This window comes from Ruegeria atlantica (genome assembly GCF_013032005.1).
GTDB lineage: Bacteria > Pseudomonadota > Alphaproteobacteria > Rhodobacterales > Rhodobacteraceae > Ruegeria > Ruegeria atlantica_A.
In genome coordinates this window covers 101,138-119,036 of record NZ_WQBE01000005.1, presented here as the reverse complement: position 1 = coordinate 119,036, position 17,899 = coordinate 101,138, and the positions used below count along the sequence as shown (strand labels likewise).

Sequence of the window (17,899 nt, the reverse complement as noted above, 5' to 3'; positions counted from 1 at the left end):
AATTGCATACCCACTTGCGACTTTAGGCAAACGATATATCTAAACTGTGACCCATGAAGAAAAAACCCACCCTATCCAGCGTTGCAAAAGAAGCGGGCGTATCGGTTCCAACCGTTAGCCAAGTTATGCGTGACACCGGCCGAATTTCAGAGAAGACACGTCAGAAAGTCCTGAGCGCAGCCAAGCGTCTGCGCTACGTCCCAAATCAAGCGGCGGCCACAATGCGATCAGGGGACAATCGCGAGATCGGCTTTATCCTAAACAAATTGGCAAACCCGTTTAACGCAGAGGTTGTGAGTGGCGCCGTCGACTTGCTCGAAACCGAAGGGTTCATGGTGTCGATCCTCGATGCGCAAGGCGATCTTCAACGTCAAGACCGCCTTCTGGAAGCCTGCATCAGATTTGGCCGACGTGGTTTGATCTGGGTTCCGGCGCTCGACACAAGCGAAGTATCTATAGAGCTTCTGAATGCTCACGGTGTTCCCGCTGTGACATTCATGCGAAAGGTGTCGCAGTCTTTCGACCATGTCGGCATTCTAAATACCGAAGCCCTCGCACAAGCCACGCAGCACTTGATAGACTTAGGGCACAAGCACATCGCTTATTTTGGCGGCACCGAGCAATCGTCCGTGCGTGAAGAACGCATTGCCGGTTACCTTGGCACTTTAAAGCAGATGGATGACGTGCAGCCAATTGTCTGGCCATGCGATGAGAATAAGAGTGCTGGCGTTGACGCTATTGCCGCACTCCGTCACCAACACCCCGAGGTGACGAGTATTGTTTGCAACGGAGACGTTGTGGCGCTTGGCGCTTGCTTCGGCTTGATCCAGTCCGGATTGAAACCAGGGTATGACTTTTCGGTAGTAGGCTTCGATGACATCGAGGATGCGGCCGTCTCGACGCCCGGCCTCACGACCATGGCGATCGACCCGAAGAAGTTAGGCAAGCGGTTGGCCGAGGTCCTTCTGGACCGAATGCGAACACCCGATCTGCCAGTCCGTCATTTCGAGTATTCTGCGACTCTGACAATTCGAGGAACATCGGGAACAGCCCCTGACCACTAAAGTGTATATCTCAGTTGCTGTCGCAGGCGTTCATTGCGGTACCATGCGATGTTTGACACTTTGGGCTCGCTACGGACCTTCTCTGCACCAAGTCCGAATTGGCAGTGAGAGCCCTTAGCAGAAACTACGGCCCACATTACCGCCTGCCCGCCTACGACCCCAGCAAATTGCGCACACACGGCTAGGATGCGCGAACGTCCCAACCGACGGCGAAGCGGAAATCCGGTTCGCCCAAGGCACTCCTGTGGCGGGGCAGTTGGGCAATAAACGGAAGAAACCGCATAGTATTTCGCCGACGCGATCTACTCTGAGATCATAAATGTTCTTGCAAGCCAGCGTATCGCTGGCTTCTTCTTTGCCATTGGAAGGAAGAACTTTGCTGCAAAAAAGGAATGTTGGGGGCAGCAATCGAGTTACCACGCATTGATTTCATTGTGCTTTTTTGGGCGAAAAAGGAAAACCTTTGAGGGTCGAGCCAAATAAAACTGTATGCATTTGAGCGGTGTAAGACAGCTGCTGCATAAAATTACCGTGGAAGCATATCTCTAACAATCGAGATATGGCATGCACGGCTGTTGTTGCCCCATGACAAGTACCTTATGCTACGCCACTAAAGGGAAGTGTCCGGTTTCGTGCTATGAGCGTAGCACGGGGCCCGTTACGGCCACGGACGAACCAAGATATTAGTCATAAAGGCAGCAAAAACGTCAGAGCCGCCCTGCCCCCAGTGACCGTCATGGGGAAGCCAGAGCTGCTTTAGCTGGCTACGAGGAACGCCCGTAAAGGCCGCGCCCCCATCGACGAACTCTGCGCCAATATGTTCGGCAAATGCACGCGCGTTTTCCCTCCGACACAGATCGGCGTTGACGGCGCCATTGATCAACCCCTCACGGCTCCAGATGTAGACAACAAGGATAGGGAGGTCACGGTCCTGTGCATAGCTCTTAATGGAATCGAAAAGTGCAATCCTGTCTGGGTCGCTTTCCTCCACACAAGCTGTCCGTTCCGCCCAGTCCTCGTCATTCCGTCCCCGGCGAAACTGATGGACGACCGGTGTAAGCAACGATTTGACTCGATCGAAAACCACGAAGCGCCAGACTGGGTGAGACATTTGTTTTCCGCGAAGAACTGCATCAAACTCTTCGGAAGAAACGATCCATGAATTCTCAGGACCCGCACCATCCAGTGTTTCCATTGCCTCTGCAAGGTCTTTTGGGTGGTCGTCCCGGCTCCAACCTGACACCTGCATGGCAGCGCGGCGATTCTGATCTCGGTAGTCAGCATATCTGAACCGGCGCCCGAGATCCCATTTCCAGACCGCAAAAATCAACCCATCGAGCTCATATGGATCCTGTTGAAGAATGCCATCAATGATACTGGCCCAGTTTCCAAGCCCCCAACCGTCACCTGAAAGGTTCAATAAGGCGACATCCTCGCCCTTCATTTTCAGCAAATCTTCGGCCCTGTCAGGCCAATTGTGCGAAAGATAATTTCCCGCAGTGAATGAATCGCCTAGAACAGCTAATACGCGCTGATCCGGCGACTTTTTTTCGGTTGGAAAATCGTCCCTGTCAGGAAATCCCTGCGCGTTTCCCTCTATCGTGCCCAAAGAGCTTAGCACACCGTAACTAATCTTAAGGTATCGCGACGGGGTTTCCGTAAGTTTATATCCCATTACAGGATCAAACTGGACAGTTTTGCCTGCCTCTTCCGCAACCCAGATTGATTGCCCGCTTGAGAAGTACACATATGTAGAGACGGTAATTTCACATATGCCATAGAGCCCCACCGCAACCAGAAAATTGATCAATAAAATTCTCAACACTGACATTATAAAAACGCCCCTAAATCTCCAGTGATCGCTGACACTAGTCTGAAAATTATAGCCAATGTACCGCCTAGGAATGCTGTTTTCCGACCACATCACATTAGCTCATGTGCGATTTCTTACAATTTAATTTCTGCACACGGGACGTGGGACCAAAACTTGGCGATAAATTTCAAGTTCCATTCAAACTGAGCCTTTCTTGGGCGGAGCATTCAGGGAGGTTATCCCCTCAAGCATTGCGACCTAAAGTCTTAGCTGTTGTCGTAGGCAAATATTTCTGTGAACCATGTTCCCGCGCGTCACGTTCGACCCAATTACAGAAACTAATTTCGCCAGGCAATTTGACAGATCACAAAACCGATGCTTACCTGAGCGCGACGCAACACAGATAATCTAAATTTCCAAGCATTATCAGCGTTCTGAAGCACCATTCGTGGCGCCGTTAAAGCCAGACTTGAACCCTGGAGAATTTAAGATGGAATTGATCACTGAACAGCTCCGCGCCTTTCCGATCATGGCGCTTTTTCTCTGTCTTGGCCTGGGATACGGCGTCGGCAAGTTCCGGGTCGGCAAGTTCGAACTGGGTGGCATCGCCGGAACCTTGCTGGTGGCCGTTTTCGTGGGTCAGATCGGCGGTATCAACCTGAGTACGGATGTTCAAAACGTCTTTTTCTCGCTGTTCATTTTCATGGTCGGCTACAATGGCGGCCCGCAGTTTTTTGCGGCTCTGAACCGAACCGCCCTGACCAAGCTGCTGGCCGCGTTCATGATGACGCTATGGGGGTTGTTCTTCGTCATCGTCGTGGCTCGATTGGCGGGGTTGGACAAAGGGCTGGCCGCCGGGTTGGCCGCCGGAGGGTTGACGCAGTCAGCGATCATCGGCACCGCCGGCAATGCCATCGACTTGCTGGGGCTGGCAGCGGATGAGGCGGAAAAGCTGAAAACCAATATCGCGGTGGGGTATTCGGTCACTTATATCTTTGGCTCAATCGGTCCGATCCTAGCGGTCAGCGTTATCCCGATCATCATGCGTGTCGACCTGCGACAAGAGGCAATCAAGCTGGCTCAGAAGCTCAGCGGTGGCGGTCGCAAGCTGGAGGAAGGCGAATTCCTTCCAATGAACCGATTTGATGCCCGCGCCTATCAGGTGAATGCAGACGCCGCGATTGCAGGCCAATCGGTCAAATCCATCGAGGGCAGCTATGACGGAGATCTGGTCGTCGAAAAGCTGCTGCAGGACGGCGTCCCGGTGGATCCGACGCCGGATACTTTGATCAGCGCAGGGGACATGATCGTGGTTTCTGGCCTGGTCGGAACGCTGACGCAATTCGAAGGTACAGCTAGCGGTGAAATCGGAGAATACCCGCCCGAACTGACCGTTGTGGAAGAACGCCGCAATGTCGTGGTCACCAACCGCAAACTGACCGGCAAGACGCTAGCGGAATTGCGCGAGGCGTTGACGGCGGATCAGCGGCGGGGAGTTCATATCTCAAAAATCACCCGCATGGGCCATGAAGTGCCAGTGCTGCACAACACCGAAATCCACGCGGGCGATGAAGTCAGCATTGTCGGTCACAAGGATGATCTGAACCGGGTTGCTAAAATGGCGGGCTATGTGCCGCCCGCAGCCTCGGTCACCAACTTCATTGCACTGGGGATCGGCGTGGCTGTTGGATATCTGATCGGTGAGATCAGTTTTGTCATTGCCGGTACGAAAGTGGCGCTTGGGTCCGGGCTTGGTTGCTTGGTGACCGGGCTGATCATCGGATACCTGCGCATCCGGCGGCCCAAGATCGGTGGGATCAATCGTGGGGCTGCGAATTTCCTACAAAGCTTTGGCCTGGCCGTGTTCGTTGGGGTTGTCGGGCTGAACGCGGGCAAACCTGCGCTTGAAGCTATTCAGCAATACGGGATCACCTTGCTGTTGTTGGGCGTCGTGGTCACGCTGATGCCGATGATCGTGCAGTTCCCGATCAATTATTTCGTCTTGCGTATCAAAAACCCGGTCGAGGCTTGTGCAGTGGTGACAGGGTCGCGGTCGGGTAATCCCGGTTTTGCAACGCTTTTGGAAAAAGCCGGGAATGCAACCCCGACGCCCGCGTTTACGATGACTTATGCGGTGGCGAACATATTCCTGACACTCTGGGGTCCGTTGGTTGTGGCATTCGTGCCGTAAGCTACATCAATACAATAACGATGACCGAGCCCCACAGGGCCAGCAAGACGTTGCCCACGGCATAGCCAAGACCATAGCCCAGGGTTGGAACCTGGCTCTGCGCCGCTTCCTGCACGGCAGCCAGACCGGGGGCAGAGGTCCCTGCCCCGCAGCAGGTGCCCGCCAGAACGCCCTCGTTTATGCCAAAGACCTTGCACCCAACAATGACCGCCGACCCATGGGCCAACAACACGATGGCCACCGACCCGAAGATCAAAGATGGCCCGCTTTCGATCACCCCGGTCACAAAGCTCGGTCCCGAGGTGATGCCCACGCAGGCCACAAACACGCACAAACCAAGCGAATCGAAAATCCACAGCGTTGCCTCGGGCACAAAGCCGAATGTGCGGTGGACCGAGCGCAACCACCCCGCCACCAGACCGCCAAGCAGCACGCCGACCGACGTCCCAAGCCCCAGTTCTATCGCGCCATACTTCAACGCAGGGATACCGATCAACCCGCCCATCAGGATGAAAAAGGCCACAAAAACCATATCGGTCTTGCTGGTTTCGCGGTCCAGATAACCAAGGCGTGCAGCGGCATCCTCGATATGACTGCGAGTGCCCGAAACGGTCAGCACGTCACCCTTGTGCAGGGTCACGCCGCGAAAGATTGGCAAACGCTCGCCGCTGCGCATGATGCCGCGCAGGTAGATGGTGCGCGCTTCGGGACGGGCGGACAGTTCAGCCAGGGTCTTGTTGACCACCTCGCTGTTGGTCACGACGATGTCGTTGGTTTGCACCGGCAGGTCCAGAAGTTCGGGGTCTTCAACCTCTTCCCCCAATAAGGCGGTGTGTTCGATCAGATAGGATCGCACGCCGGCGATGGCGGCTATGTCACCCTCTTGCAGCACCATATCGCGCGTGGTGGGCAGGATCTTATTGCCCCGGCGGATACGATCGAAAAACGCGCGGACATGTTCAGGCACGCGGGCCTCAAGCTCGGAAATCCTGTGGCCGACGAATTCGGGGTTGATACGATAAGCGCGGGCTTCGAAATCGCGGTGTTCGGACACCATCGGAGCGTCGTTGCTGTTCAACCCGGCCTCGTACTCTGCGCAGGCCTCTTTCAGCGACCTGCCATAGAGCCTGGGCGCAAGCTGCGTGTGGAAAAAGATGGTCGCAATGACCCCGACGAAGTAAGCCACGGCAAAACCGGTGGCAATCTCACCGTCGAAAATGGCTTGCGCGGCCTCGTCGGCGCCAGCTTTGGCAAAGGCGTCAATGGCAACACCCAAAGTCGCGCTTTCCGTGACACCGCCCGCTAAAAGCCCCGCAGCAATTCCAACGGACAGCCCCATAAGCGGAGCCAACAGCACCGCGACCAACAGCGCCACAACACAAAGCAACACTGTGATGGCAATCTGCGGCAACGCACCAAAGTTCAAAGACCGGAAAAATTGTGGCCCGGTTCGGTACCCAATGGAGAACAGAAACAGTAAAAAGAACGCCTGTTTCAGGTCATCTGAAACGACCACTCCGGTCTGGCCGACCAGAACACCGGCCAGAAGACAGCCCGCCACCGATCCAACGGTAAACGAGCCGATGGTGATCTTGCCTAGCGCATAGCCAAGGGCAAGGCTGCAAAACAAGGCCAGCGCAGGATGAGGGCCCAGGATCGACCCGATCAACTCCATGATAAGCTCCCCTTCCCTGCGGCTCTGCCTCAGCCGTGTAGCGGCAATCCTTTCGAGGCCCGATAGGCCTGTACATAGCCCACAGCCACCGCCCGCACGGCACGCCCAATTTGGCGATAGGCGCTATCGTCCAGATTGGCGAAAGAAACACGTGCCGACCAGTTCGGTGCATCAAAGCCCGATCCGTTCAAAAGCACGATCCCATGGTCCTGCGCCAGCTTGAACGAGATATCCAGCGGGTGGACGTTTTCCTTGATCCACACCACCACCTCTTCGCCAACATATTTTCGCAGCCAGAATTCGAAATCAATGATGCCGTAATATTTGTCGAACAATGGGTTGTCGGGCACGTCGATACCCATCCCCTCGACCAGTTCATCGAAACGGTGTTTCAGGATACCCCAGCAGAACTTCTGATATCCCTTATCTTCGTCCATCAACTCGACCAGCGAAAACAGCGTCATCATCACCTGCTGCGGCAGGGACAGGCCTGCCGTGTGGTTCAGTGCAACATCGCGGCTGTCGGCGACGATCCGGTCGATGAACTTGAACGACGACGGATCGGGGGTCAGCGTCTCGTATCGCGCATTGACGACGGTCTTGGTTTCCTCCGGAGCCTCGGCAATCATCTTGTCGAAGATGTTGTTTTCGGCCACCAAAATGGCCCCCAGACGCCACCCCGTGCAGCCAAAATATTTAGAGTAAGAATAAACCCCGATGGTGTTCTCGGGCAGATGACCCATAACGGACTGAAAGTTTGGAACGAAGGTGCCATAGACGTCATCAGTCAAGATGATCAGGTCAGGCCGCCGGGTTTTGACGAATTCGACCAGTCGGGCCATGACCTCGGGGCTGATGGCGACCGAGGACGGGTTGCCCGGGTTGACCAGGAACAACGCTTTTACTTTTGGGTCGGACAATTGCTCAAGATCGTCATCGGTCAGCTGGAAATGGTCCTCTTCTTCCGAGGACACGTCCACCACATTCAGCCCGTAATCTTCAAGCACCGGCATTTCCAGGTAGGGTGTGAAAATCGGCGTGCCCAGCGCAATGGTATCGCCCGCATTCAGCAACCGTTGGTTTTTGAGCGCCTTGAAAATATAGCACATCGCGGCAGTGCCGCCTTCGACCGCGTAAATGTCAAACTTGGCATCGGGCCGGTGCCCCGCGCACATCGCCCACATCACGTATTCATGGACGATGGCTTCGTTATGCGCCATGCACCGGTCCGGCATTGGATAATGATCACCGACGATGCCATCGGTCAGTTCCAGCACGAAATCGTCTGGGGTAAAACCGAATTTTTCAATCGCGAAATCCACCACAGCGGCCAGAGTATCTGCGCCCGGAGGGCCGTTCTTCGCGATCGAGTCCGCGCAATAGGCGTTGAGCCGATCATAGCAACCCGGCCCCTGCGGCATCCCTGCCAGACCGACCAGCGCTTCGTTGCGATGGCGCTGTGCTTCGGTCATGGCGAACTGACCCAGCAGGAAAAACGCCTCGCGCGCTTTGGAGGCGATCCAGTTTGGATTGCCACGCCCTGCGTTCAGATAAGGCAGCGCCATCTGGCGTGACTCTTTCTGCGCCAGCTTGATCAGTTCATCTTTGATTTGAAAAGGACTTAGGTTTTCGAACTTATGCAGGTCCAGTGTTTCTGACATGGCATCAAACCCTTGCGTTAAAACAATCGGAAAAATTCTATCGGATCGTACGCAAGGATTCGCATGTGTGTAAACTGTGTAGTCAGTCGCTGACGTTGGGATAACTGCGCAGCAGTCAGTTGATCCGGGCCGACGCCGCCAGCGCACCTGCCAGCGCATTTTGAATCTCGCCAGGGAATTCCCGCCCCTTTTCATGCAGCCCTGCAGCAACCCAGCCCACAGTATGCCCCCGGCTACCAATGTCATTCGCCCGAACTATCGTCGGAGACGTATGCTCGACGCTGACCAAAGCCATCGACCGCTCAATCTCACTATCGGTCAGCACCATTTTGACGGCACTGAAAATATCCATCGAAACCTGCAAGGTCTGATGCTCAAGCCGATGCGCAGCGCCCGTCAGCATACGGGTGCAAAAGGCTGACAGGAAATACCAGCGAAAAATGGAAAAGACACGGTCCTGCAACTCACCATGTACTGCGGCGCCATCTTTGGCTGCGCAGGCGACCTGTTCAAACGCGGCCTCGGCGGCTTTGGATGCCCGGAATATCTCGCGCTCGCGCTTTGCGATCGAGATGACACGCGGCGCAATCTCAGTTGCGGCTTCGTGGGATTCCAAATTCATAGATGTCCTCCAGCATTAAAGTCTAATGAGGACATGGAAATTCTAAAGGAAATCCGAATGCGATTTAACGCCATTTTTTGCAGAAAACATCCCTTTGTTGGCGAAATAAAAATGTCACGACCAGCTATTTAACACAAACATAACTGGCGGAAAGGAAGTAATTTCCAGCAGGTATGTTGAAAACATGCACATTAAGATTGGGGCAAATTGCGCGGTTTCGACCGAAAGATACATAGAACTGACACGATCTTGTAATAGTTATGCCCATTTCCGCATCTATGAATACCTAATCCTGCTGATCAGTTTACGAGTTTGAATTTAACGAGGGGGTACGAGCGGGACCAGGGGGTGAGCGCCTGACCAACCGGGCTCGCCTATGGGCAGAGCAGCTCCCCCCGCCGCTTACGGCCACATTTCACCGCGCCTATCCAGCAAATTGACCGACACACAATTTTGCTACGTACGTGGTTCTGGCCTTCATCGATAAAAAGCCCAATACTCGGATGAAGAGAGCTCATCTGAAATCAGGCAATACTTACCAAATCATCATGTCCAGACGCCACTATAACCTGCCGCCCCTGACCACCTTGTCCGCCTTCGAGGCCGCCGCGCGGCATCTGAGCTTTAAGAACGCAGCCGAGGAACTGTCGGTCACGCCGGGCGCGGTCAGCCACCAGATCAAGGCGTTGGAGGGCGACCTGGAAACCACGCTGTTCCAGCGCAAGCATCGCGGCGTCGATCTGACCGAAGACGGCAACGCGCTTTACGAGGCGCTGTCGTCGTCATTCGGGCGTATCTCGAAAGTTCTGGCAACGATCCGTGACCGCAAATCTGGCGGCAAGGTCACGGTCGGATCGACCACGGCAGTGGCGGCGTTGTGGTTGTCACCCGCCGTGATCCGATTTTGGCGCGAAATGCCGGACGTCAACGTGGACCAGCTGTCGCAGGATCGCCCTTTTCGGGACCGACCGGATGTGGACTTCTTTATTCGCTATGGGCGCGACCCCGACCCGAACTTGACGCACACACCCCTGTTCCGCGATCACCTAATTCCCGTCGCCAGCCCCGAGGTCGCGGACCGATTGGCTGGTGCTGACCTCGACGCGCTGGCAACCGAACGCTTGATCCACATGGCCTCGGAAGACCGCACTTGGACCACCTGGCCGGAATGGTTCAAACAACTGGGATATGTGGGCACGATCCCGATTGACTCTAGGGTGAACAGCTATTCGGTTGCCCTGCAACTGGCGCGCAAGGGGGCTGGGCTGACGCTGGGTTGGCAACGGCTGATCCAGCCGATGCTGCAATCGGGAAAGCTGGTCGCCATTGGCCCGCACTATCTGACTGCGCCCAACCAATTCTACATTGTTGGCCGCCCGGACGAAGACCTCTCGGACAGCGCCCGTGCCTTGAAATCATGGATCATTCAAGAGGTTCAGGACGGTTCAGTTTAGATCAGATCACCCAGTGGTGAGGTTTTCTGATATTGAGAAAGGGCCACACCATCCGCCAATACGGAAAAGAACGCATCTAGCAACCCACAGGAGAGCCCGATGAACAAGCACAGCGCGCTGTCATCCGTTCTGAACGATGTGACCATCGCAAATGGCCTGCCGAATGAACACTATATCGACCCGGTTGTTTTTGCCGAAGAAAAGCGCTCGGTCCTCTTTGCCAATTGGTCCGGGATCGGGTTTGGTCTGGATGTCCCCGAGGTAGGCGATGCAAAACCGGTCGACTTTCTGGGCATGCCACTACTGATCGTCCGTGATCGCGACGGAGAGATCGGTGTTTTCCAAAACACCTGCCGCCACCGCGGCATGATCCTTGTGGATACGCCCCGCAAGATCGAAGGCGCGATCCGCTGCCCCTATCACAGCTGGTGCTACAGCCTGAAAGGTGAGCTGCGCGCTACCCCGCATGTGGGTGGCCCCGGTCAGAACAAGCACGAAAACGTCGATCACAAGGATCTGGGGTTGGTGCGCGTCCGGTCGTATGTCTGGCGCGATGTGATCTTTGTGAACGTAGACGGCAACGCACCGGAGTTTCAGGATGCCCATGGTGCCCTGCTGGATCGGTGGAAGGAATTCGAACAACCCCTGCATGACGGCGGCGAGATGGCCTCGTTCAAGCTGGAGGTCAAAACCAATTGGAAACTGGCGGTCGAGAACTATTGCGAAAGCTATCACCTGCCTTGGGTGCATCCCGGCCTGAACAGCTATTCCCGGTTGGAAGATCACTATAACATCGAAGTCCGCGGGCATTACTCCGGTCAGGGCACGCTGGTCTACCGGCAGCTAAAGGATCAGGACGGCACCACCTTTCCCGATTTCGAAGACCTGAGTGACAAGTGGGATGAAGGCGCGGAATACGTAGCCTTATACCCGAACGTCCTGTTGGGGGTGCAGCGCGACCATGCCTTTGCAATCTTGCTTGAGCCGGTCGACCACGAAAACACCGTCGAACATATCCGGCTGTACTATGCCAAAAGCGTTGAGGACACGCCGCATCTGGACGGGCTTCGCACCACAAACGCACAACAGTGGCGGGCCATTTTCGAAGAAGATGTCTTTGTTGTCGAAGGTATGCAAAAGGGTCGCCACGGGGTGCTGTTCGATGGCGGACGGTTTTCACCCGCAATGGACGGGCCGACCCATAACTTCCATCACTGGGTCGCAACGCAGATCGAAAACGGACGGGCGGAATAACCTCTCGGCCGGCCCCTTTTGGCAGGAGGTCCAATGGAAAAAGACGATTTGGATCGCCTGCTGTTAAAGGCCCATGAGCAGGACGATCATGCTGCCCTGATCCACTATTACACAATGGCTGCGGATGAGCGCGAGGCGGCACAGGACATTGATGCCGCTTGTTTTTACCTAACCCACGCCTTTGTCTTCGCGCTAGAATCCGGTGCGCCCGAGGCCGAGACACTTAATGCACGCCTTGTCGCGCATGGTCGGGCACATCGTCTCGAATTTTAAGATTGGTGTCACGTCAGGGCGAATGCGCACCAGGCTATCCAAACTCTATGTGACCCCACGGGAAGCTGTTCAGACGTCTTAGGTCCCCTATAGTCAAATGAAACCGTCACGGTTGCTTTGGGAGGGGCAGGTGCATGGCGCACAGCGCGGAAATGCTGATCATTGGTGCCGGGTTCTCGGGGCTGACCATGGCAATCGAGGCACGCAAGCGTGGAATCAGCGATATCGCCATCCTTGAAAAAGCGGGCGATATCGGGGGTACATGGCGCGAAAACACCTATCCCGGCGTGGCATGCGATATTCCCTCGCATCTGTATTCGATGTCCACGCACCTGAACCCGGACTGGAGCCGCGCCTATGCCGGTGGGGCCGAGATTCAGGCGTATCTGCAAAAGATCGGCCGAGATGAGGGCCTGTACGATCTGTGCCATTTCCACCAGCAACTGAAATCCGCGCGCTGGGACGGCGACCGATGGCAGGTGGAAACCGAGGGCGGGCAGCACTGGACGGCGCGCTTTTTAGTCTCGGCCATTGGGGCACTGCATCTACCGGATGTGCCCGACATACCCGGTGCCGACGGCTTTCCCGGCCCCAAGTTCCATTCTGCCGAATGGGATCACGACGTTGAACTTGTGGGTAAACGCATCGCGGTGGTCGGCACCGGTGCCTCAGCCGTTCAGTTTGTGCCTGAAATTGCGAAAACGGCAGCCCAAATCACCATCTTCCAACGGACCGCGCCCTACATCCTGCCCCGCCCCGACGGGCCAATTGCACCGTGGGTTCGCAGCCTCTATAGGCGCATCCCCATCCTGCCCCGGATACGCCGCAAACTGATCTACTGGATTTTTGAGTATCGCCACCGTGTGTTTCGGGGTGAAGAGCGGATGGTCAACTTTGCCATGAAGATGTGGCGAAACGGGCTGGAGAAAGCGATAACTGACCCCGAACAACGCGAACGCCTGACCCCTGGCTACAGGATTGGATGCAAACGTATCCTCAGTTCGAATGATTGGTACACGGTCCTTGCGCGAGACAACGTGACAGTAATCCCGCACGGGGTGGCGACAATCGAGGGAGATCAGATCATCGCCGCGGATGGCAGCCGGACCCAGGCCGATGTATTGATCTGGGGCACAGGCTTTCATGTGACGGACGTGGTCGAGCGTCTGGACATCACCGGAACCGATGGCCTGACCCTACGCCAAGCATGGACCGATGGGATGCAGGCCAATCTGGGCACTGCCATCGCAGGTTTTCCGAACTTCTTTATTCTGTTGGGGCCACATACCGGATTGGGCCATAACTCGGTCGTGCTAATGATCGAAGCACAGGTCCGCCATATAGGCAGGGTGCTGGATCAGATGCAGCGCAACGGCTTACAGGCCATCACACCTGACGCCGCGAAACAAGAAGCCTTTACGCAGGAAATGCAGGATCGCCACTCAGACAGCGTCTGGCAAGCGGGCGGCTGCACCTCGTGGTATCAGGATGCCCAAGGCCGCAACACGACGCTTTGGCCCGGCACCGTATCCGAGTATGAAAAGCGCATGGCCCGATCCGGGCTGGAACAATATCACCCTGCCCCTCCCCCAGCCGGAGATCGTTGACATGACCACTCTTCTAACCATCGCCCTGCTGATCGTCGCATTTTTTGTCGGCATGAAACTGTGGACCCGCAAACTGACTCGCCAAGGCCAAATCCGAGTTCCGCAGCTTGGGGTCATCGCGCCCGTGAACGGCGGCAGCATCCATTATGTGGAAAAGGGCGATCCGTCGAAGCAGACCCTTGTCATGATCCACGGGCTGGCTGGGCAATTGCAGCATTTCACCTATGCCTTGGTCGACATGCTGGCCGATGACTATCACGTCATCGCAGTGGACCGGCCCGGCTGTGGCTATTCGACCCGCGACAGTGCCGATCTGGGCCGTCTGCCCGAACAGGCGCGCATGATACAAGAGTTTCTGGACAGCAAGGACGTCACCGACGCTGTCCTTGTGGGTCATTCCTTGGGCGGCGCGGTGTCGTTGGCCATGGCGCTGGACCACCCAGAAAAGATCAAGGCCCTGGCTCTGCTGGCCCCTCTGACGCAAGTTTTGCCGTCGACACCCCAGGTTTTCAAACCACTGGAAATCCGCACAGAATGGCTACGCAGCCTGATCGGCAACACAATCGCTGTACCCGTGGCCGCCAAAACTGCACCACACACTCTGGACGTCGTTTTCGCCCCCGACCCTGCGCCTGCGGACTTTCTGGATCGTGCTGGCGGTGCGCTTGGACTGCGCCCGTCGGCCTTCATCACCGGATCGCAGGACGTTGTGGGGATTGATGACAGCATGGCGGCGCAGGTCGCCCGCTATGAGGAGTTAGCCGTACCCGGCGGCATTCTATACGGCACACAGGACGCTATACTTGCAGCCCACGCGCACGGCGATCCAATGATCCAGTTCGGCCTGTCAAACGAGTGGATTGACGGGGCAGGTCATATGATCCTGATCACGGCACCGGACACATGCGCCGCATTCATCCGCCAGATCGCAGAAACCAAGTATTTCGAAACCAAGGCGGCGCCCGAGACGGTTTGAACGGCGTGGAAAAGAATCCGGCTTTGACCGTGTTTTCCCTCTTGACCCGCCACAGCCCCTCGCTTAAATCGCCACTCACTCATGGCGGAGTAGCTCAGTTGGTTAGAGCAGCGGAATCATAATCCGCGTGTCGGGGGTTCAAGTCCCTCCTCCGCTACCAAAATCCCTTTAAAAATAAAGACATTACGTCCTGTGGCCAAAATCCTCCCTGCAGGTTATCCACCGGGACTGCAATGGGACAGCAACCCGGCGGAAGGGATTCTAACGCGGACCTAACTGATTGTCCTGTCTATAAGATCGAATCCTCGGTCAGTCGGCATGCATAACAAGCATTGGCCACCGCTGGCGTCAGCCCATGCGTCGCTAATCTGGCGCCTGGCTTCTTCCAAGTCGAAAAGATGCGCGCCCTTGTATTCGACAACCAAGATTCGCCCATCGTCGAGCATCGCTACAAAATCCGGATAGAACTTTCCGTGTGGTAGCTGGAGCCAGAAAGAGGTTTTCTTGTTCTCGATATTCCGAATCCTGTACTTCACCGTATCCAACCAGTCCAGATAGACGGCGCACTCGAACTCCTCGCCTTCGGCTTTCAAGTCGCCAATCAACGGGGTGTAACCCTTTAGGGCTCCAGTCGTCTTCATTTTCCGAATAAGGCAGCACAACTTTGTTAACGCCGCCTTCGTCACTGACAGAGACCACATGTTTGTCATCAACCGCCACACCAAATCTTTTTTCGCCCTTGGGGATGATGTTGATCACAACTGACGTTGGTAGCCAGCCTGGCTTTCTCAAATCGTCGTAGTCAGGAGAAGAGCGTTTCGCTTGGCTGATCGTAGACCATGGATATCCATACTCAACGAAGCGGGAAATTTCTTCTGATCGCTCTTCGTCATGCTGGCGTTGAATGCCAAGGTCTTCATTTCTATCAACTTCAAGGTTGGCAGATCGGCGATGAATTCCGCAAAGACTACGCAACTCTTTCGCAGGGATTGAAAAAATGAAAAAATGTGAATCTGGCTTTCTTCGTCTGGTTTCTTTGGAAAATTGGATTTCATCCCAAGCGTTGAGCCACTGTCGAACCTTTATGGCCGAAAGCTCACGACGTCGGTTTGAAGCTTGCATTGTAGATGTCCTACCCCTTTGCAACAATGGACCCAACTATTCGGTGCCATGCAGTTGAGGCAACGTAACCCACAGAAAACTCGCCAACAACTCTAAATTGAGTACAACCCATTTAGGATACCTTCTCGCCAAGATTTGCAGAAAAGCGATACGAGCAAGGGTACACCGAACACGGAATGGTGGATTAACTGGCGGATTGAGGTCAGGATTATCAACTTAACCATTTAATAGTAAAATAAAAATTGAGAAATAATGGTGCCCGGGGGCGGAATCGAACCACCGACACGAGGATTTTCAATCCACTGCTCTACCCCTGAGCTACCCGGGCAAGGGAACGATGTTCATCGTTGGGTGGAGGCCTTCTATGACTTGCCACAGGCAGTGTCCAGAGGCTTTTTCAGATTTTTTCAGTGTGGACGCGATTGCTCGGTTTGACCTTCGGATCCATCCGTGTCCAAGTCCTCTTCCCGCTGCGACGGAACCGCATATGAGCCGTTCAACCACTTGGCCAGATCGAGGTCGGCACAGCGTTTTGAACAGAAGGGGCGGAACTTGGTTACCGTGTCTTCACCACAGATCGGGCAACTCATTTCAACACCTCCGTCAGTGGAATACGGCCGCGTTTGCGTTGCAGTTCGTAATGGCCCAATGGTGTCCAACCCGCCAGGGTGGTTTCAATTCCATCTGCCTTGAACGCGGCGCGCAGGGCTGATTCAAAACCGCGCCGATCTTTCTTGGGCATTGGGGCAAGGTCCAAGGTGATTTGCCCGCCCAGACCCCGCACGCGCAACGCACGTGCCAACACCTTGGCGCAGGCGAAGTTCGCCTTGGTTCCGGCGGCCATTGAGGTGTCGGATCCGGTGTTTACATCCACTGCGACCAGGGCGCGTGTGGGCTGAACATACAAGTGCCCGCCGCCCGGAAGCGACTCGGAAATACCGCGCACCTCGTCCAACGCATCCAACACGCCCTGTGTTTCAAAGCTTCCGTCCTGCGTCACCACTTCGGCCGGGTCGGTCCAGTCGCGCCAGGCCAGAACGTGAGGGCCATCGCCCTCCAACAACAGCTCGGGTTCGGTTCCCGGATCATTCAAAACCTGATCGGCATGAGCCAGCATGGCGTTGATGTCCTCGGCGATCTCGCCTGCATCTTCACCCAGACAACAAGAGCGCAGAATCAGGCCATAAGTGCTGCCGTCCATGCAGTCATGCGCAATCTCAAGCAGACGGTCACGCTCGTCTTCGTCACGGATTGAGCGTGAAATATTCAGACCCGGCGCTTCGGGTGTGACAATCGCATAGCGGCTTTTGAACAGGATGCGATCTGTGACCGGCAGCGCCTTGCCCGGCTCTGCATAGCCAGTGATCTGCACCAGCATCAGGGTGCTCGGGGCCAATCCCTTCACCTGCCGCAAGAAGGCCGGACCGTCGGGAGTTGTCAGGAACATGCCGCCCTGCCCTTTGACGGGGCGGTCGGCACGGGCGCGATAGATCGTGCCCGGTGCGGGGGCATCCCCTGCGATCAGGAAATCATCCAGCTTGCCATCCACCATTAAGGCGGCAGCTTCGCGGTTGTCGATATGATCCAGAACGATGGTGCGGCCCTTCATGACACCTCACGATACAAGGGATAGCCGATACCCTGCAAAAGGGCGGCAGTTTCAGACAGGGGTAGCCCTACGATGCCGGTGAACGAACCTGAAATCCAGGGAATGAACGCCCCGGCCGGACCTTGAATGGCATAGGCACCTGCTTTGCCCTGCCAATCTCCGGTTGCCAAATAGGCATTGATCTCAACGTCCGACAGGCGCTTGACCTTGACCTGCGAGACCACATCACGTAGCAACACGCGATCCCCACGCCGCACAGCGACCGAAGTGATCACGCGATGCCGCCGACCGGACAGCGCATGTAGGAATTCGGCCGCCTGCCCCGCATCTTCGGGCTTGCCCAGAATGCGACGGCCAAGCGCGACGGTCGTATCCGCACACAGGGTGACATCATCGCTATCCGCCTGAATAGCCTGCACTTTTACCCGTGTAATACGATTACAGTAAGGCACTGGCAATTCGCCTTTCAAAGGCGTTTCGTCAATGTCGGGGGCGCGAATTGCATCGGGCTGCACGCCAAGCTGGGCCAGCAGGTCCAGCCGCCTTGGGCTGCCCGATCCTAAGATAAACGCCATTGC

At 55.8% G+C, this 17,899-nt stretch carries 15 protein-coding genes and 2 tRNA genes; 8 read left to right on the top strand and 9 right to left on the bottom strand.

Features of this window, described 5'->3' with window-relative positions; all coding sequences use genetic code 11:
* The first annotated feature begins 53 nt into the window (after positions 1–53).
* Positions 54–1,064: a LacI family DNA-binding transcriptional regulator gene (locus GOX21_RS11420; RefSeq protein WP_170377324.1), complete on the top strand. Its 1,011-nt coding sequence runs from the start codon at positions 54–56 to the stop codon at positions 1,062–1,064.
* Between the two features lie 658 nt (positions 1,065–1,722).
* Here the strand turns inward: GOX21_RS11420 and GOX21_RS11415 are convergent.
* Positions 1,723–2,874, bottom strand: coding sequence for an SGNH/GDSL hydrolase family protein (locus GOX21_RS11415; RefSeq protein ID WP_170377322.1), 1,152 nt, complete (start codon positions 2,872–2,874; stop codon positions 1,723–1,725).
* A gap of 493 nt (positions 2,875–3,367) precedes the next feature.
* On the opposite strand from GOX21_RS11415, the gene aspT reads away from it, so the two are divergent.
* Positions 3,368–5,068 carry an aspartate-alanine antiporter gene (gene aspT, locus GOX21_RS11410; RefSeq protein WP_170377320.1) on the top strand — a complete coding sequence of 567 codons (1,701 nt, stop codon included), beginning with the start codon at positions 3,368–3,370 and terminating at the stop codon, positions 5,066–5,068.
* A 1-nt stretch (position 5,069) separates the two neighbouring features.
* Here aspT and GOX21_RS11405 read toward each other — a convergent pair whose 3' ends face one another.
* The 3 genes from GOX21_RS11405 to GOX21_RS11395 form a co-directional block, all read right to left on the bottom strand.
* Positions 5,070–6,743, bottom strand: coding sequence for an aspartate:alanine exchanger family transporter (locus tag GOX21_RS11405; protein ID WP_170377318.1), 1,674 nt, complete (start codon positions 6,741–6,743; stop codon positions 5,070–5,072).
* Between the two features lie 29 nt (positions 6,744–6,772).
* A complete protein-coding gene (locus tag GOX21_RS11400) occupies positions 6,773–8,404 on the bottom strand; it encodes a bifunctional aspartate transaminase/aspartate 4-decarboxylase (protein WP_170377316.1) in 1,632 nt (543 codons plus the stop codon).
* A gap of 115 nt (positions 8,405–8,519) precedes the next feature.
* On the bottom strand, positions 8,520–9,026 hold the full coding sequence (locus tag GOX21_RS11395; RefSeq protein WP_170377314.1) for a hypothetical protein: 507 nt from the start codon (positions 9,024–9,026) through the stop codon (positions 8,520–8,522).
* Positions 9,027–9,574: 548 nt separating this feature from the next.
* On the opposite strand from GOX21_RS11395, the gene GOX21_RS11390 reads away from it, so the two are divergent.
* From GOX21_RS11390 to GOX21_RS11365, 6 genes are all read left to right on the top strand, one after another.
* Positions 9,575–10,480 carry a LysR substrate-binding domain-containing protein gene (locus GOX21_RS11390; RefSeq protein ID WP_170377312.1) on the top strand — a complete coding sequence of 302 codons (906 nt, stop codon included), beginning with the start codon at positions 9,575–9,577 and terminating at the stop codon, positions 10,478–10,480.
* A 99-nt stretch (positions 10,481–10,579) separates the two neighbouring features.
* Entirely contained in the window at positions 10,580–11,734 is a 1,155-nt protein-coding gene (locus tag GOX21_RS11385; protein WP_170350229.1) for an aromatic ring-hydroxylating oxygenase subunit alpha, read from the top strand.
* A 33-nt stretch (positions 11,735–11,767) separates the two neighbouring features.
* Positions 11,768–12,007 (top strand): hypothetical protein, encoded by a 240-nt coding sequence (locus tag GOX21_RS11380; protein ID WP_170377310.1) that lies wholly within the window; start codon positions 11,768–11,770, stop codon positions 12,005–12,007.
* A gap of 134 nt (positions 12,008–12,141) precedes the next feature.
* Positions 12,142–13,614: a flavin-containing monooxygenase gene (locus tag GOX21_RS11375; protein WP_170377308.1), complete on the top strand. Its 1,473-nt coding sequence runs from the start codon at positions 12,142–12,144 to the stop codon at positions 13,612–13,614.
* A gap of 1 nt (position 13,615) precedes the next feature.
* Positions 13,616–14,590, top strand: a complete 975-nt coding sequence (locus tag GOX21_RS11370) for an alpha/beta fold hydrolase (protein ID WP_170377306.1) — start codon at positions 13,616–13,618, stop codon at positions 14,588–14,590.
* Positions 14,591–14,673: 83 nt separating this feature from the next.
* Positions 14,674–14,750 (top strand) — tRNA-Met (locus tag GOX21_RS11365).
* A 203-nt stretch (positions 14,751–14,953) separates the two neighbouring features.
* On the opposite strand, the gene GOX21_RS11360 is transcribed toward GOX21_RS11365, so the two are convergent.
* From GOX21_RS11360 to GOX21_RS11340, 5 genes are all read right to left on the bottom strand, one after another.
* On the bottom strand, positions 14,954–15,712 hold the full coding sequence (locus tag GOX21_RS11360) for a hypothetical protein (RefSeq protein ID WP_170377304.1): 759 nt from the start codon (positions 15,710–15,712) through the stop codon (positions 14,954–14,956).
* A gap of 253 nt (positions 15,713–15,965) precedes the next feature.
* Positions 15,966–16,040, bottom strand: a tRNA-Phe gene (locus GOX21_RS11355).
* 79 nt (positions 16,041–16,119) lie between these two features.
* Positions 16,120–16,302, bottom strand: coding sequence for a DNA gyrase inhibitor YacG (locus GOX21_RS11350; RefSeq protein ID WP_170350225.1), 183 nt, complete (start codon positions 16,300–16,302; stop codon positions 16,120–16,122).
* Positions 16,299–17,321 (bottom strand): ribonuclease E/G, encoded by a 1,023-nt coding sequence (locus GOX21_RS11345; RefSeq protein WP_170377302.1) that lies wholly within the window; start codon positions 17,319–17,321, stop codon positions 16,299–16,301. Before GOX21_RS11345 ends, GOX21_RS11350 begins: the two co-directional genes overlap by 4 nt.
* Positions 17,318–17,896: a Maf family protein gene (locus GOX21_RS11340; protein WP_170377299.1), complete on the bottom strand. Its 579-nt coding sequence runs from the start codon at positions 17,894–17,896 to the stop codon at positions 17,318–17,320. The genes GOX21_RS11345 and GOX21_RS11340 overlap by 4 nt, the downstream gene beginning before the upstream one ends.
* Positions 17,897–17,899: the final 3 nt, after the last annotated feature.

Coding starts and splice junctions, on each gene's coding strand:
- GOX21_RS11420 (WP_170377324.1), top strand. CDS start 54: ATGAAGAAAAAACCCACCCTATCCAGCGTTGCAAAAGAAGCGGGCGTA.
- aspT (WP_170377320.1), top strand. CDS start 3,368: ATGGAATTGATCACTGAACAGCTCCGCGCCTTTCCGATCATGGCGCTT.
- GOX21_RS11405 (WP_170377318.1), bottom strand. CDS start 6,743: ATGGAGTTGATCGGGTCGATCCTGGGCCCTCATCCTGCGCTGGCCTTG.
- GOX21_RS11400 (WP_170377316.1), bottom strand. CDS start 8,404: ATGTCAGAAACACTGGACCTGCATAAGTTCGAAAACCTAAGTCCTTTT.
- GOX21_RS11395 (WP_170377314.1), bottom strand. CDS start 9,026: ATGAATTTGGAATCCCACGAAGCCGCAACTGAGATTGCGCCGCGTGTC.
- GOX21_RS11390 (WP_170377312.1), top strand. CDS start 9,575: ATGTCCAGACGCCACTATAACCTGCCGCCCCTGACCACCTTGTCCGCC.
- GOX21_RS11385 (WP_170350229.1), top strand. CDS start 10,580: ATGAACAAGCACAGCGCGCTGTCATCCGTTCTGAACGATGTGACCATC.
- GOX21_RS11380 (WP_170377310.1), top strand. CDS start 11,768: ATGGAAAAAGACGATTTGGATCGCCTGCTGTTAAAGGCCCATGAGCAG.
- GOX21_RS11375 (WP_170377308.1), top strand. CDS start 12,142: ATGGCGCACAGCGCGGAAATGCTGATCATTGGTGCCGGGTTCTCGGGG.
- GOX21_RS11370 (WP_170377306.1), top strand. CDS start 13,616: ATGACCACTCTTCTAACCATCGCCCTGCTGATCGTCGCATTTTTTGTC.
- GOX21_RS11360 (WP_170377304.1), bottom strand. CDS start 15,712: ATGCAAGCTTCAAACCGACGTCGTGAGCTTTCGGCCATAAAGGTTCGA.
- GOX21_RS11350 (WP_170350225.1), bottom strand. CDS start 16,302: ATGAGTTGCCCGATCTGTGGTGAAGACACGGTAACCAAGTTCCGCCCC.
- GOX21_RS11345 (WP_170377302.1), bottom strand. CDS start 17,321: ATGAAGGGCCGCACCATCGTTCTGGATCATATCGACAACCGCGAAGCT.
- GOX21_RS11340 (WP_170377299.1), bottom strand. CDS start 17,896: ATGGCGTTTATCTTAGGATCGGGCAGCCCAAGGCGGCTGGACCTGCTG.